Source organism: Psychrobacter celer, from assembly GCF_016107555.1.
Taxonomy (GTDB): domain Bacteria; phylum Pseudomonadota; class Gammaproteobacteria; order Pseudomonadales; family Moraxellaceae; genus Psychrobacter; species Psychrobacter celer.
In genome coordinates this window covers 25,969-38,647 of sequence record NZ_JABASU010000020.1, presented here as the reverse complement: position 1 = coordinate 38,647, position 12,679 = coordinate 25,969, and the positions used below count along the sequence as shown (strand labels likewise).

Here is a 12,679-nt window from a genome sequence, read left to right as displayed (position 1 = left end):
AATTTTGCCTACCACAAAAAAAGAAAAGCCAGCCTTGTGCTGGTTTTTTTGTGTGTAAGCGGATAAGTTTGATGGCTTGTAAAACATAGGCTGCCGCCCCATAAATAGCTGTATATCAGTGTCTTAAGAGCAATAAATTTTATGGTTAATGTCTCAGAGTCGAGTCCCGTCGATGATAAAAAAGCCCGCCTTAAACATCTAATTCAGCGCCTGCCAAACTTGCCAGGGGTCTATAAAATGCTGGGTAAAAACGGTGATATTTTATATGTGGGCAAGGCAAAATCGTTAAAAAGTCGCGTCAATAGCTACTTCGCTAAGACCATTGACCATCCAAAGACGCGGGCACTGGTGGCACGGATTCACGATATCGAGACCATCATTACCCGTAGTGAGACCGAGGCATTGCTGCTTGAGCAAAACCTGATTAAAGAATACCGTCCCCCTTATAACGTCCTACTGCGTGATGATAAATCTTATCTGTATGTGTTTATCTCAGCGGATAAGCCTTATCCAAGATTGGCTTATGGCCGCGGCAAAGGCAATCATCAAAAAGGTCGGTTTTTTGGGCCTTTTCCTTCTGCTCATGCGGCCAAAGAAACCTTGGTGCTCATGCAAAAGATGTTTCAGATGCGCCAGTGTACCAATACGTTTTTTAAGCAGCGTAAGCGTCCGTGCCTTGAGTATCAAATCAAGCGTTGCCGTGCGCCCTGTGTGGGCTTGGTGTCGCCAGAAGAATATGCAGAAGATGTGAATAACACCATTCGTTTTCTCAAAGGCGACTCAAGTGACATACACAGTGCGCTAATTGAAAAGATGGAAAGTGCTGCTGAAGCGTTGGATTTTGAAAAAGCAGTCTTTTATCGGGATCAGCTCTCTATGCTGCGCGAAGTACAAGCGCGGCAGGCCGTCTATACGGTGCAAGGCGAGGCCGATGTGATTGCGATTGCCAGTCAGGCAGGCATGACTTGTGTCAATGTGCTGACGGTGCGCGGCGGCCGCGTACTCGGTGGCAAAAACTATTTCCCTGATGTTGATAGCAGTGAGTCGCTCGCGGATAATTTGTCCGCCTTTATTACCTCTTTTTATTTTCAGGTGACCGACGACTTGCCAAGTGAGATTATTCTCAGTCATGCGCTACCTGACCAACAAGCAATCAGCGAAGCATTGGCCACCCACTTTGAGAGCAAAGTCGTTATCAAAACCAATGTGCGCGAGCACCGCTCAGAGTGGCTGGATTTGGCCAAACTGAACACCAACAATGCACTAAAAACCAAACTGGGCGACTATCTAGAGCTGCATGCGCGCTTTGGTGCGCTAAAGGACGTACTGGCTGATGTCACTGATCGCGCCATAGACCGTATCGAGTGCTTTGACATCTCGCACACCATGGGCGAGGCGACCATCGGTAGCTGTGTGGTGTTCGATCAAGGAGGCTCGCGCCGCCGCGATTACCGTCAGTATGCGATTCATGATATCCAAGGCGGTGACGATTATGCGGCGATGCAGCAAGTGCTGACGCGGCGCTATAAAAAACAGCCCCTGCCTGATCTGTTGCTGATTGATGGCGGGAAAGGTCAGCTTAATATCGCCAAAGACGTCTTGACCGAGCTGGGTATTTTAAATGACACGCTGCTTGTGAGTGTGGCAAAAGGAGAAGGGCGCAAGGCGGGTTTAGAAGTATTACATTTTATCGATCATGAGCCGCTGGATCTGCCCATGGACAGCAAGGCGCTGCATTTATTGATGCATATTCGTGATGAGGCGCATCGTTTTGCCATCACGGCGCACCGTAAAAAGCGCGATAAGCGCCGTTCGTCGTCGGTGCTGGAGGTGATACCGGGGCTGGGAGAAAAGCGCCGCCGCGACTTGCTCAATCACTTTGGCGGGATGCAGCAACTGCTAGGGGCTTCGCAGCAAGAGCTGTCGGGTGTACAGGGCATCGGTCCAGTATTGGCCAAGACCATTTATAAAGTGCTGCATGAGTAAACAGATATATCGTGAGTTCAGTACAAAAACGATATCGTGGGACTGGGATGAATTGCAGGCAGAGGATGCCAGAAAAATTTATACCAGTTCCGCGCTGAAATAGAATGTATCTGTTTTATTTAGAATCGACTATAGCTCAGTGAAGCATATCATCTCTAAGCATTTTATAAACAATAGGTAACCTCACGGTTGATTCTATAAACCTACTGTCTTTAGTTGCTGCATGAAATATCATTTTGCGAGCTTGTATAATAGCATTTCTATCTAGATGTCGATTGCCTGACGATTTTTGAATACTGACCTTGTCAACTGTGCCGTTCTTATTAACATATAATTTAAGTACAAGGTCCAAACTTTCTCCCCGACTCATCCTTCTTGATACTCGAGGAGGGATAGTAAAGTCTACGGAGCGCATGACTTTAGGGGGAACTATAACAGGCTCTCGTTGAGGCAGGCTCTGGCAGCCTGTCATAAATGCGAAGAGAAGTGCAAGTGGTAAAAGCTTTTTCGTCATTTTTTAGTTTTCCACGCTTTTATAAGTCACGAACTTAAAATCCAATCCGCTTTTTTCATCATGCATCGACTCAGACGCTTCTGCGACTGCAAAGTCGCTCGGCAATTCAGGATAAAACGCCTCGCCGTCAGGGATCTCGGTATCGACGTGTGTCAGCTCAATACGATCGGTGTACATAAAGGCATCACGAAATACCCGCTCGCCGCCGATGACCCAAATCGTATCTAAGTGAGCACCATGGGCGAGACTGGCAGCTTGCGTTAAAGCATCATCCAAATTATGCACCACATGCGCATTGTCTTTGCCTACTAGGCCGCTCTTTTCGGCGTAGTCCATTTGACTGCTGATAATAAAGCTGACACGTTTTGGCAACGGCTTGCTGCCCATTGATTCAAAGGTTTTGCGCCCCATGATGACGATACCTTGAACCGCACCGCCTGTTGCTTTGGTGGTCATTTGTTTGAAATGCTGCAAATCTGCTGAGATATGCCACGGCAGCTCATTGTCCTTACCGATACAGCGATTGCTACTGATAGCAGCGATTTGGGCGACTTGGGTATTGGCATAACTCATAATATGTCCTTATTGTTTTCATCAGTCATATGAAGTAAAAAACAGTCTTTATACCGCGACTTTTGCTTTGATAGCGGGATGTGATGCATAACCGTTTACGCTAATATCCTCAAAACGAAACGCAAAAATATCATCGACATCAGGGTTGAGCGTCAATGTCGGTAGTGCATAACACTCACGCGTCAGTTGCAGCTCGACTTGCTCGCGGTGGTTTTGATAAATATGACAGTCGCCGCCGGTCCAGATAAACTCGCCCACGCCCAGCCCACAAACCTGCGCAATCATGTGGGTCAGTAGGGCATAGCTGGCGATATTGAACGGCACACCTAGGAATAAATCCGCTGAGCGCTGGTAAAGCTGGCAGGAGAGTTTGTTGTCCGCGACAAAAAACTGAAACAGCGTATGACAAGGCGGCAGGGCGACTTGCTCGGCTTCACCTGGGTTCCAGCCAGAGACAATCAAGCGTCTGGAGTTGGGGTTGGTCTTGATTTGCTCCACGACTTGGGCGATTTGATCGACGCCGTCATTGTTATAGCGGCCATTCTCGTCTTTGGTCGCGCCGTAGTTGCGCCATTGGTGACCGTATACTGGCCCTAAATCGCCCGCAGGACGATTGAAGCGCGCCGTCTGTTCCGCTGTGGCCCATTCGTTCCAGATACGCACGCCGTTTTCTTGTAGATAATCGACATGAGTGCTACCGCTCAAAAACCATAATAGCTCATACACGATGGATTTAAAGTGGACTTTTTTGGTGGTCAGTAACGGGAAGCCGTCTGATAAGTCAAAACGCATCTGCGCGCCGAAGTGGCTTAGCGTACCTGTGCCCGTACGATCGCCTTTTTCAGTGCCTTCACTCATGACGTGACGCAGCAAGTCCAAATAAGCCTGCTCGTTTTTACTACTGTAACTGCTCATAATATTGCTCTTCTACGCTATCAAAGCGCGTCATTAAATAAGTCTTAATCTGTTTTTGGACATTTATAGTGCAAGCGCGCTTAATAGGCGGCTTGCTTACCCCAGTCATAGATACCGCGTTTATAGGCATAAACCAACAGTACAAAGCCGATGATAATCATTGGTGTGCTCAGTATTTGCCCTTTGGTCATCCAGCCAAGTAAAATAAAACCTTGGTCGGCATCTGGCTGACGGAAAAACTCGATGATAAAGCGGCTGATACCGTAACCTAATAAGAATATCGCCGATGCCGCCATACGTGGACGCGGCTTGGCAGAGTACCACCACAAAAACAAGAATAGCATCAGACCTTCAGCAAAGGCCTCATAGAGCTGTGATGGGTGGCGGGGCAGTAAATACTGGCCGTTGACCTCCATCATCAACTCCTGTAATTGAGGATTGGCTTGCAATTGCTGCATATCAAAAGCCGCGGCCTGCGGGAAGTAGGTCAGCCAGTTATAGCCGCCATCAGAGACGCGCCCCCACAGCTCACCGTTGATATAGTTGCCGATACGACCAAACAATAACCCCGTCGGTACACACGGCACGATAAAATCCAGCACTTGAAAAGGTGTTTTTTTGTACTTACGGGCAAAATACAACATGCCGAGTAAAACCCCAATCATGCCGCCGTGGAACGACATACCGCCTTCCCACACCTTAAATAAATAGGCGGGGTTTTGTAGCAGCTCACCAAATTGATAAAACAGCACATAGCCGATACGGCCACCCAAAATGACACCGAGCGCGCCATAAAAAACAAGGTCTGACACCATGTCAGTGGTCCAGCTCTCACGCTGGCCACTGCGGTACCATGCCAGACCAAACGCGGCGGCAAATGCCAGCAGATACATCAAGCCATACCAATGTACTTCTACAGGGCCCAAGGACAGCGCTACGGGATCATACTGAGGATGAATCATCATAAGGACATCATAATTATTGATAATAGAATGGGGGTCATAATAGCAAAAATAGCTTGGCAGGCATACCAAATTACGGTTAGACAATTGCATCACAGAGACTGCATAAATGTGATTTGCGCCTGCCAGCCGCTAGAAACCACGACAGAAAACCCCTAAGATATAAAAAAGCTGCTAATGATAAATACCTCAATATTTTCAGAAGCATGAGCGGATATGGGCTGGCGCTGATAGGCCGTATGAATGGATAAACCGTATTTTAAGGATAGATTATGCAAGCTGATGTATCAAAAGTAGAAGCAGCCACTGAGTACCGTTGGGCAAAAAAAGGCCTGATCTTGCTCAGTCTACCCAGTCTGCTGGCACTATCCCTGACGCCTGCATATGCAGCAAGTAGCATTATCGAGCAAGTCACCATTTATCAAGGCTTGGCCAGTGTCACCCGCGCGCTACCTGTCAAGGGTAACGGAGAGCAGACGCTGGTGTTTTCTTGCTTGTCTCCTTATATCGACAAAGACAGCGTGAGCGTGCAGGCCGTCACAGGCGTCAATCTCGGTGAAGTCAGTATCGAGACGCTAAGCGGTGAGCAAGCAGCGCAGTGTCAGTATGAGGGCGATGCCAACGTACAATCGCAACAAGCCGCGCTTGCTGAAATCAATGCCGAGCTAGAAGCCGCCAATCTGGCAAAAGCCTATCTACAAAACCTCACCAAGGTCAGTCAAATCAGTACAGAGGGCACAGTGGCCAATACCGCTCGTGATATAGAAACACAAGCGGCAAGTATCAATAAACGCATATGGGATATCAAGCAGCGGCAAGCGCGGGCACAGGCTGCGCTTAATCAAACGATGGCGGGCAGTAGCACATCGACGCAAAATCGCGTGACACAGGTCAGTGTCCGTACTGCCAGCCGCAAGCCCGCCGCGGTAAAGCTCCATTATCAAGTGCGCGGCGCAGGTTGGCAGCCGACTTATCAGGCGCGTCTGGATACCAATACCGAGCAGCTTAGCATCACCGCATCAGCCATCATCGCTCAGCAAACCGGAGAGAATTGGCAAAACGTCCCTGTCGTACTCAGCTCAGTCAACCCCAATCAACGCACCACAGGCCAGCTGCCAAATGTGGCGCGCCTGTCTTTATATGAAAAAGATCAAGCATCACGTGCTAGGGTTGCATCATCCATGATGGAGCCTTCTTCCATCGTTGTCTCAGAAAGAAGTAGCGATGACAGGGAGGCGTCGGCACCGACGATGGCACCGCTACCGAGCTTTAGCGTGAGTCGTCAAAACAAAAACGGCATCATCGAGTACCGGTTGCCGCAGCGCGTGAGCTTGCCAAGTGACGGTAGGCACGTGCGTACGGTCATTGATGAGCAGTCTGGGCGTAGCAAGCTTTGGATCCGCAGTACGCCAAGTGTTGAGCAAACGGCTTATTGGTATGCATCGGCACCATTTTTGACACCTGCATGGGCCGATGGAGCGCTTCAGCTCTACCGTGATGATAACTATATTGGTCAAGCGCGCTATCAGTATCAAACGCTCAAAGAGCAGGGTATCGGCTTTGGCGTTGATCCAAATATCCCCATCAAACAAATAACCGACGAAGATAAGCAAGGCGATAAGGGGGCGTTTAATCGTAAGCAAACCTTAAGTAGTACCGAAGCTTATCAATTGACCAATCAGCATAGCCGCACCAAACGCTTGCAGGTACTGGCTAGTGAGCCTATCAGCCGTGATGACAGTATTAAAGTAACCACAGTGCATACCCCGCCCGTCACTGAACGCGACTGGAATGACAATACCGGCATGGTCGCTTGGGAGTTTGATTTGCCAAGTAAACAATCAAAAGTGATTCGATCGACCACACAGATTAGCTATCCTGCTGATAAAAAACTCCGCACCAATTGATATAAGAATATAGTGAGTTCAGTATAAAAACGATACAGTGGGACTGGGATAAATTTTACGCAGCCTCTGTCGGCGCAGGCACAGCACGCAAGTAAAATTTATACCAGTTCCACGTTGACATATAATGTATCTGTTTTATTCAGAATCGACTATAAAAAGATGCAGGACATTTTAAACGACGTTATTTTGTACTGAAAAGATTACCTATTAAAAAGACGACCAGTCCCATAAACTACCAATCCCATAAAAGGAAAATTATGTGTATCGTCGCCATCGCTTGGCAGTTGTTTGATGAGGTGCCGCTGGTGCTCTTATCCAATCGAGATGAGTTTTTGCAGCGTCCGACTGAGCCGCTGCACCAGTGGCCTGATAAGCCGATTTATGCAGGTCGCGATCAGCAAAGTGGCGGTACTTGGCTGGGTATTCACCAAGTCATGCACGACGGTCTTTATGAGCAAAATGGACGCTGGGCGGCGGTGCTAAACTTTCGTGATGGGGTGCAGGCAGGGGCAGATGAGCGCTCGCGTGGGGCACTGGTTACAGATTTTTTAACCAGTGATAGAAGCCCGATGGACTTTGCTCGGCAAATTGAGTTGCAAGACTATGCAGGTTTTAACCTGATCATTGGCGATGCGCTGCAAGCAGTGATGGTCAATAATCGCGGCCATGCGCCCACGCCACTGTATGCAGGATTGCATGTGGTCTCAAACGGTCAGCCAGACGACGGTTGGTTCAAAACCGAAAAACTGCGTGGTAGGCTGCGTCAAGAAGTGCTGCCACTTATCGCCGAAGACAGCTCGCCTGCTTACTGGCAGGACGCTGCCTATGCGGTGCTATCTGACAACCGACAAGCCCCCGCCGATCAGCTACCCGATACCGGCATGAGTAGAGAGGTTGAGCAGATGCTGTCCTCTGTCTATATCGAGCCTGTGGCATTTGATCAGCGGCAGGCCCCTCTCCCTACTTATGGTACCCGTACTCAAAGCATCTTAACCTTGCGCCAAGACAAGCATAAAGGGGCAAGTAGTAAAACCACCGCCACGCTCATTAGCCGCGAGGCAAGCGCGGCTGCAACCGGCGCATAAAAATGCTCACGGTGATTCCATAACAGTATCACAGTGAGCATATTGAGCATATATAGTTAATTAGCGATGCCAAAATCACACCAAAACTTTATCAAGACTCTATCAAAGTCATGCCAGCAAATGGTTGTCCTGTTCCGGAAGGATCAGCTCTTGTTTTAGGGGAAGCTCGCGCGCCAGCTCTTGCAAGGCGCGGCGATATACCCCACGTTTAAAATGAATCACTTGTCCTAGAGGATACCAATAACTGACCCATTGCCAGTGGTCAAATTCTGGTTTACCTTCATCAAAGCGAATGTGTTGAGTATTTGGCTCATCTAAGCGCAGCAAAAACCATTTTTGTTTTTGCCCAATACACAAAGGGTGCTGTCCATGGCGTACATAACGCTTAGGCAGACGATAGCGCAGCCAGTCTTGAGTGACTGCCAATAAGTCTACATGACGCGGATGTAGGCCGACCTCTTCCCAGAGCTCGCGATACATCGCATCCATCGGCGTCTCCCCGCGGTCGATGCCGCCTTGAGGAAACTGCCAAGCGTTGTGACCAATACGTTTTGCCCACAGTACTTGCCCTTGTGTATTTGCCAAGATGATGCCGACATTGGCGCGAAAGCCGTCTGCATCTATCATGACTAACCCTTTTAATTTGTTTAAAAATAGCTTATTTCAAACCGATACCATGATGACTATCTTAATTATTATAAGTCGACTGTCACCTATATCTGGCCAAAATAAGATTCATTACCGTTATTAAACCAAGAAACAAGCAAAATGTGTAACAGTATTTTGCTATAAAATGTTTCACGAGTTTTACTTATTAAAATCAATAGCTTATAAATAGACTTTTGTAAGTTAGTTTCTTAAGGTAATCTTGATAAACATGAGCAAACACAGGTTGAGTTTGTTAACTATTGCTTAATAAAAAGGTATGCAAGGTTATGATGGTGCGTTGCCGTCAAATAAATACAGATGGCTGCTGCTTTATCAGGTCTTTATAAAATCTGGTTTTGGCTTGTGCTACACTAACCTTATCGCGTGTATTATTGAAAATAATAATCAGGTTATCTGCCAATCAAAATAAGGAAAAACGAACATGTCAGAATCAAAAGCAAGTGTCACGTGGCAAGAGAAAAAAGCCTTTTTGGGCGTCTCACCCTCAGGGCATAATCTGCAAATCGACGCCGACAAAGAAAATGGCGCAAGCCCGATGGAGCTGATCTTACTCGGCTTGGGCGGCTGTGCCAGCTATGATGTGGTGTCTATCTTACAAAAATCACGTCAAGAGGTCACGGATGTACGTTGTGAGCTGACCGCAAACCGCGCTGAGACCGTCCCTGCTGTCTATACCGACATTCATATGCACTTCATCGTGACCGGTCAAGACATCAAGGATAAGCAGGTCGAAAAAGCGGTGAACCTATCAGCAGAAAAATACTGCTCGGCCAGTCGTATGCTGGTACAGGGCGGGGTGAATATCACGCATGATTTTGAAGTGGTTGCAGGGTAGGGGCGAGGGCGCGCATGAATGTATTTTTTGGGTTGATTCCTGATACCGCCGCATCCGCGATTTGGGCGATGGTGGTGGCAAGCTTGTTGCCACTCGTGATGGCGCTGAGTGCAAAAGCCCTTGGCGGCTTTCGGCTGGCTGACAACGCCCATCCGCGCCGTTTTTTGCAAGAGACAACAGGCGCCGCTGCGCGCGCCAATGCCGCTCAGCAAAACAGCTATGAGACGTTACCGGTATTTTTGGCAGCAGTGCTGGTGGCGATGTTGTTTTTTGTGCCTCAGCTGATTGTCAACGTGTTGGCTTGGTTGTACGTACTGATTCGTATTGGCTTTTGCATCGCTTATATCAGCAATTTAGCGACGTTTCGTTCGATACTGTGGACGCTGTCGATGGCGTGTCCACTCATGCTGTTTTATTTAGCAATACGTGTGAGCGTCTAGCGCTAGGTCTTATGAACAATTAGCCGCCGCGGCGAGCTTCTGTTTTATGATAAAAGACGAGCCGTTATTGTCTTTGCTATTTATGCCGTCGCTGATGAGACGCTGGTGATAAGAGCATCGATGATGACGGCTTTGTCTTTTTCACGCTTGATGCGTTCCCACACCGGCTGCGCCTCATCATAGCCTTTGGTTAGCATCCCTAGCCACTGTTTGTAGCGGCCCACCAGTACCACATCGTTTTTTGCTGCCCCTTCCAAAAACTTAATTTGATGCGGTATGAGCGCGTTCCATGTCAAGGTCTTGCTATCTGCTCTAACGCTGGCCGCCGCGCTCTCATCATCATGGCTACTATCGACACGGGCAATCAAGTCAGGACGGGTCACAGCGCCGCGTCCTAGCATCAGGTGCGGTGTGCCTGCCTGCCTCATGCATTGCTGTGCTTGCTCACTATTCCAAATCTCGCCATTGGCAATCACTGGGATATTCAGCTTATTAAAATTTTGGATTTTGTCCCAATAAGCGGGCGGCTTGTAGCCTTGGGTTTTGGTGCGGGCATGAATGGTCAACCAGTCTGCGCCACTCGCCCCAATCGCACCTCGAATATCGTCCATACGGCTGGTATCTGTGTAGCCCAAGCGAATCTTCGCTGAGACGGCAATATGGGCAGGCACTGCGCGGCGTACGGTACTAATAATATCATACATGACCTCTGGCTCATCGAGCAGTACCGAGCCGCCGCGGTGGCTATTGACGGTCTTGGCAGGGCAGCCAAAGTTGATATCGATGGCGGGCGCGCCAAGCTCACAGGCGTACGCGGCGTTTTCTGCCATCAGGCTAGCATCACTACCGAGCAGCTGGATATGTATGGGCGTGCCAGCAGTCGTTTTGGTGTCTTGATGTAGCTCTGGCACATATTTATAAAACACATGCGCGGGCAGCAGCGTTTGAGTCACCCGTATAAACTCACTGACTGACCAATCATAGGGACGGCCTAAATCGGCGGCAATCTGTGTTAAGATTTGCCGCATTAACGGATCGGTTAGCCCCTCCATTGGAGCGAGTAGGCGCACAGGATGGGCAAATAGTTGCTGCAGGGTGCGCTGGCGTATTTCGAGGGATGAATGTTGAGTCATGATTAAGGCTTAGTATCTAAATGAAAGGCGATATGAAAGGCGATAACGTGATCGAATAGAGCGGAGCGGTGTTAGGTATTGCCAAAGATGACCTTTTTCCCCGTTTGCAATCCGATGATCAAGTCTTTGATATGATGAATGTCGAGATTGCTCTGCGCGCGTGTGCAGGCAACGTAGAGCAAGCGCAGCTCCTCTGGGCTGATCTTGACTGCATTGGTGGTCACGTCGTAATAAAAATCGTCATCGAGCTGTACGCGCCCCCATTCAAGCCCTTTGGCTTTGTGCGCGGTAGAGATGACATAATCGGCGTTATCGATGCTGGTCAAACTATTGACCGCTTGACTTAAGACGTTGGTACCGTGATCATCGACCAATTTAACCAAAGTTTTTAGATCGCTGCCCTCATTGGTTTCTGAATACTCTTGCACATCCGACCAGTTATAGAAATACGCCAGCTCTGGCACGCCATAAGCAGATTTACCGTTTTTGAGGTTTTCTGCCGCTTGGCAGAACTTTAGCATACGCTCGGTATCGGCTTGTAGCGCCACACGGTGGCCTAACTTTAGACCGGTTAACAACTGCGCCATAGCCGCCGCGTTAGTACGGCAAAGAATGGCGTCCTTTTTGCTATGTACGAGGCCTTTCTCAGTAGAGGAGCTTTTATTAGGGTTGCCTTTAAGAGGCACGTTTTCTTGTAGCGCTTTGAGTAACGTATTAGCCACCTCAGCGATAGGTTCGCCGAAGCGAAACGACTGGGTCAATAAGGTTTGCGGTAGCGGTAGTTTCTTCATCGCATTGACCGCGCCGCGCCACTCATAGATCTGCTGATGAGCATCGCCAACATAGATAACTTGCTTTGATTGCTGCGTCAAGATACCCATCATCAAAGGGTCGGCGTCCTGCGCTTCATCAAACAAGATAAAATCTGCTGGGATACTGGGCTTGGAGAGTGCCCATAATTTAAGATAAATATCATGACCTATACCAGCAGGATGGCGGGCATCGATAGACTGTAGCCAGCGCTGCTCGACGGCAGGGTAGAGCATCTCACGCAGCTGCTCGCTATCTGCCGCATCGAGCCAGCTGGGAAACAATAAATGCCTAGGCGCAGGGTAGCTGGCATGGGTACTACAAAAATGACTGACCGCATCGCTGACAAACCGCGCAAGGCGGGCTGGGGTCAAAGTGATGTATTTATTTACCCCATCCATTTGCCGACGTACTTGCACCGATTGTAGCCCCAAATCATCGCCCAAACGCTTGGGTGAAAACCGTGGTAAGGACAATTTGGCAGTGATATCACGCGCGACATGGCGATAAGCAAGTGAGTGAAACGTACGGCAGTCCACGTGACTGGGGAATTTTTGCCGAGCATCATTGGCGATCGCTTTGTTGAAAGCCAAATACAAGCCGCGCCCCCGCAGACGCTCGCCGATGAGCTTGAGCGTAGTGGTTTTACCCGCGCCAGCATACGCCACCACTTTAAACGACTTGTGATCCATCGCCATATTTAGCGCATTTAGCTGCTCATCGGTGGGGTCGCTCATATAAGCGGGCATAGATGCGGACATAAAAGCTACCTAAAATACTAACGGTGTCAACATCTGCTGACACGATGGATGAGTAAAAAATGATCTAACAATCTGCGGACAAACAAGAC

Annotated in this window: 12 protein-coding genes; 5 read left to right on the top strand and 7 right to left on the bottom strand. The window is 48.8% G+C overall.

Annotated elements, in window-relative coordinates; translation table 11 throughout:
* The first annotated feature begins 141 nt into the window (after positions 1 to 141).
* Positions 142 to 1,986: an excinuclease ABC subunit UvrC gene (uvrC, locus tag JFC05_RS09600; RefSeq protein ID WP_198336739.1), complete on the top strand. Its 1,845-nt coding sequence runs from the start codon at positions 142 to 144 to the stop codon at positions 1,984 to 1,986.
* Between the two features lie 136 nt (positions 1,987 to 2,122).
* On the opposite strand, the gene JFC05_RS12975 is transcribed toward uvrC, so the two are convergent.
* The 4 genes from JFC05_RS12975 to lgt form a co-directional block, all read right to left on the bottom strand.
* The gene (locus tag JFC05_RS12975) at positions 2,123 to 2,356 is read right to left on the bottom strand and encodes a TonB family protein (RefSeq protein ID WP_227697513.1); all 234 of its coding nucleotides are present in this window, start codon (positions 2,354 to 2,356) and stop codon (positions 2,123 to 2,125) included.
* A 147-nt stretch (positions 2,357 to 2,503) separates the two neighbouring features.
* Positions 2,504 to 3,073, bottom strand: coding sequence for a dihydrofolate reductase (locus tag JFC05_RS09590; RefSeq protein WP_192993205.1), 570 nt, complete (start codon positions 3,071 to 3,073; stop codon positions 2,504 to 2,506).
* A 48-nt stretch (positions 3,074 to 3,121) separates the two neighbouring features.
* On the bottom strand, positions 3,122 to 3,988 hold the full coding sequence (locus tag JFC05_RS09585) for a thymidylate synthase (RefSeq protein ID WP_198336737.1): 867 nt from the start codon (positions 3,986 to 3,988) through the stop codon (positions 3,122 to 3,124).
* A gap of 80 nt (positions 3,989 to 4,068) precedes the next feature.
* The gene (gene lgt / locus JFC05_RS09580) at positions 4,069 to 4,953 is read right to left on the bottom strand and encodes a prolipoprotein diacylglyceryl transferase (RefSeq protein WP_198336736.1); all 885 of its coding nucleotides are present in this window, start codon (positions 4,951 to 4,953) and stop codon (positions 4,069 to 4,071) included.
* Positions 4,954 to 5,222: 269 nt separating this feature from the next.
* Here lgt and JFC05_RS09575 point away from each other — a divergent pair, with 269 nt between their 5' ends.
* The gene (locus JFC05_RS09575) at positions 5,223 to 6,857 is read left to right on the top strand and encodes a DUF4139 domain-containing protein (protein WP_198336735.1); all 1,635 of its coding nucleotides are present in this window, start codon (positions 5,223 to 5,225) and stop codon (positions 6,855 to 6,857) included.
* A gap of 257 nt (positions 6,858 to 7,114) precedes the next feature.
* Positions 7,115 to 7,942: an NRDE family protein gene (locus JFC05_RS09570; protein ID WP_198336734.1), complete on the top strand. Its 828-nt coding sequence runs from the start codon at positions 7,115 to 7,117 to the stop codon at positions 7,940 to 7,942.
* Positions 7,943 to 8,050: 108 nt separating this feature from the next.
* Here the strand turns inward: JFC05_RS09570 and JFC05_RS09565 are convergent, their stop codons facing one another.
* A complete protein-coding gene (locus JFC05_RS09565; protein ID WP_198336733.1) occupies positions 8,051 to 8,569 on the bottom strand; it encodes an RNA pyrophosphohydrolase in 519 nt (172 codons plus the stop codon).
* A 463-nt stretch (positions 8,570 to 9,032) separates the two neighbouring features.
* Here JFC05_RS09565 and JFC05_RS09560 point away from each other — a divergent pair, with 463 nt between their 5' ends.
* Positions 9,033 to 9,446: an OsmC family protein gene (locus tag JFC05_RS09560; protein ID WP_198336732.1), complete on the top strand. Its 414-nt coding sequence runs from the start codon at positions 9,033 to 9,035 to the stop codon at positions 9,444 to 9,446.
* 14 nt (positions 9,447 to 9,460) lie between these two features.
* On the top strand, positions 9,461 to 9,886 hold the full coding sequence (locus JFC05_RS09555) for an MAPEG family protein (protein WP_075101930.1): 426 nt from the start codon (positions 9,461 to 9,463) through the stop codon (positions 9,884 to 9,886).
* Between the two features lie 80 nt (positions 9,887 to 9,966).
* On the opposite strand, the gene JFC05_RS09550 is transcribed toward JFC05_RS09555, so the two are convergent.
* Both JFC05_RS09550 and JFC05_RS09545 read right to left on the bottom strand, forming a co-directional pair.
* Positions 9,967 to 11,019, bottom strand: coding sequence for a tRNA dihydrouridine synthase (locus tag JFC05_RS09550; protein ID WP_198336731.1), 1,053 nt, complete (start codon positions 11,017 to 11,019; stop codon positions 9,967 to 9,969).
* Between the two features lie 71 nt (positions 11,020 to 11,090).
* The gene (locus tag JFC05_RS09545) at positions 11,091 to 12,590 is read right to left on the bottom strand and encodes a UvrD-helicase domain-containing protein (protein ID WP_198336730.1); all 1,500 of its coding nucleotides are present in this window, start codon (positions 12,588 to 12,590) and stop codon (positions 11,091 to 11,093) included.
* Positions 12,591 to 12,679: the final 89 nt, after the last annotated feature.

Bases quoted from the DNA above. Each gene is read 5' to 3' on its own strand.
- uvrC (WP_198336739.1), top strand. From the start codon at position 142: ATGGTTAATGTCTCAGAGTCGAGTCCCGTCGATGATAAAAAAGCCCGC.
- JFC05_RS12975 (WP_227697513.1), bottom strand. From the start codon at position 2,356: ATGAGTCGGGGAGAAAGTTTGGACCTTGTACTTAAATTATATGTTAAT.
- JFC05_RS09590 (WP_192993205.1), bottom strand. From the start codon at position 3,073: ATGAGTTATGCCAATACCCAAGTCGCCCAAATCGCTGCTATCAGTAGC.
- JFC05_RS09585 (WP_198336737.1), bottom strand. From the start codon at position 3,988: ATGAGCAGTTACAGTAGTAAAAACGAGCAGGCTTATTTGGACTTGCTG.
- lgt (WP_198336736.1), bottom strand. From the start codon at position 4,953: ATGATGATTCATCCTCAGTATGATCCCGTAGCGCTGTCCTTGGGCCCT.
- JFC05_RS09575 (WP_198336735.1), top strand. From the start codon at position 5,223: ATGCAAGCTGATGTATCAAAAGTAGAAGCAGCCACTGAGTACCGTTGG.
- JFC05_RS09570 (WP_198336734.1), top strand. From the start codon at position 7,115: ATGTGTATCGTCGCCATCGCTTGGCAGTTGTTTGATGAGGTGCCGCTG.
- JFC05_RS09565 (WP_198336733.1), bottom strand. From the start codon at position 8,569: ATGATAGATGCAGACGGCTTTCGCGCCAATGTCGGCATCATCTTGGCA.
- JFC05_RS09560 (WP_198336732.1), top strand. From the start codon at position 9,033: ATGTCAGAATCAAAAGCAAGTGTCACGTGGCAAGAGAAAAAAGCCTTT.
- JFC05_RS09555 (WP_075101930.1), top strand. From the start codon at position 9,461: ATGAATGTATTTTTTGGGTTGATTCCTGATACCGCCGCATCCGCGATT.
- JFC05_RS09550 (WP_198336731.1), bottom strand. From the start codon at position 11,019: ATGACTCAACATTCATCCCTCGAAATACGCCAGCGCACCCTGCAGCAA.
- JFC05_RS09545 (WP_198336730.1), bottom strand. From the start codon at position 12,590: ATGTCCGCATCTATGCCCGCTTATATGAGCGACCCCACCGATGAGCAG.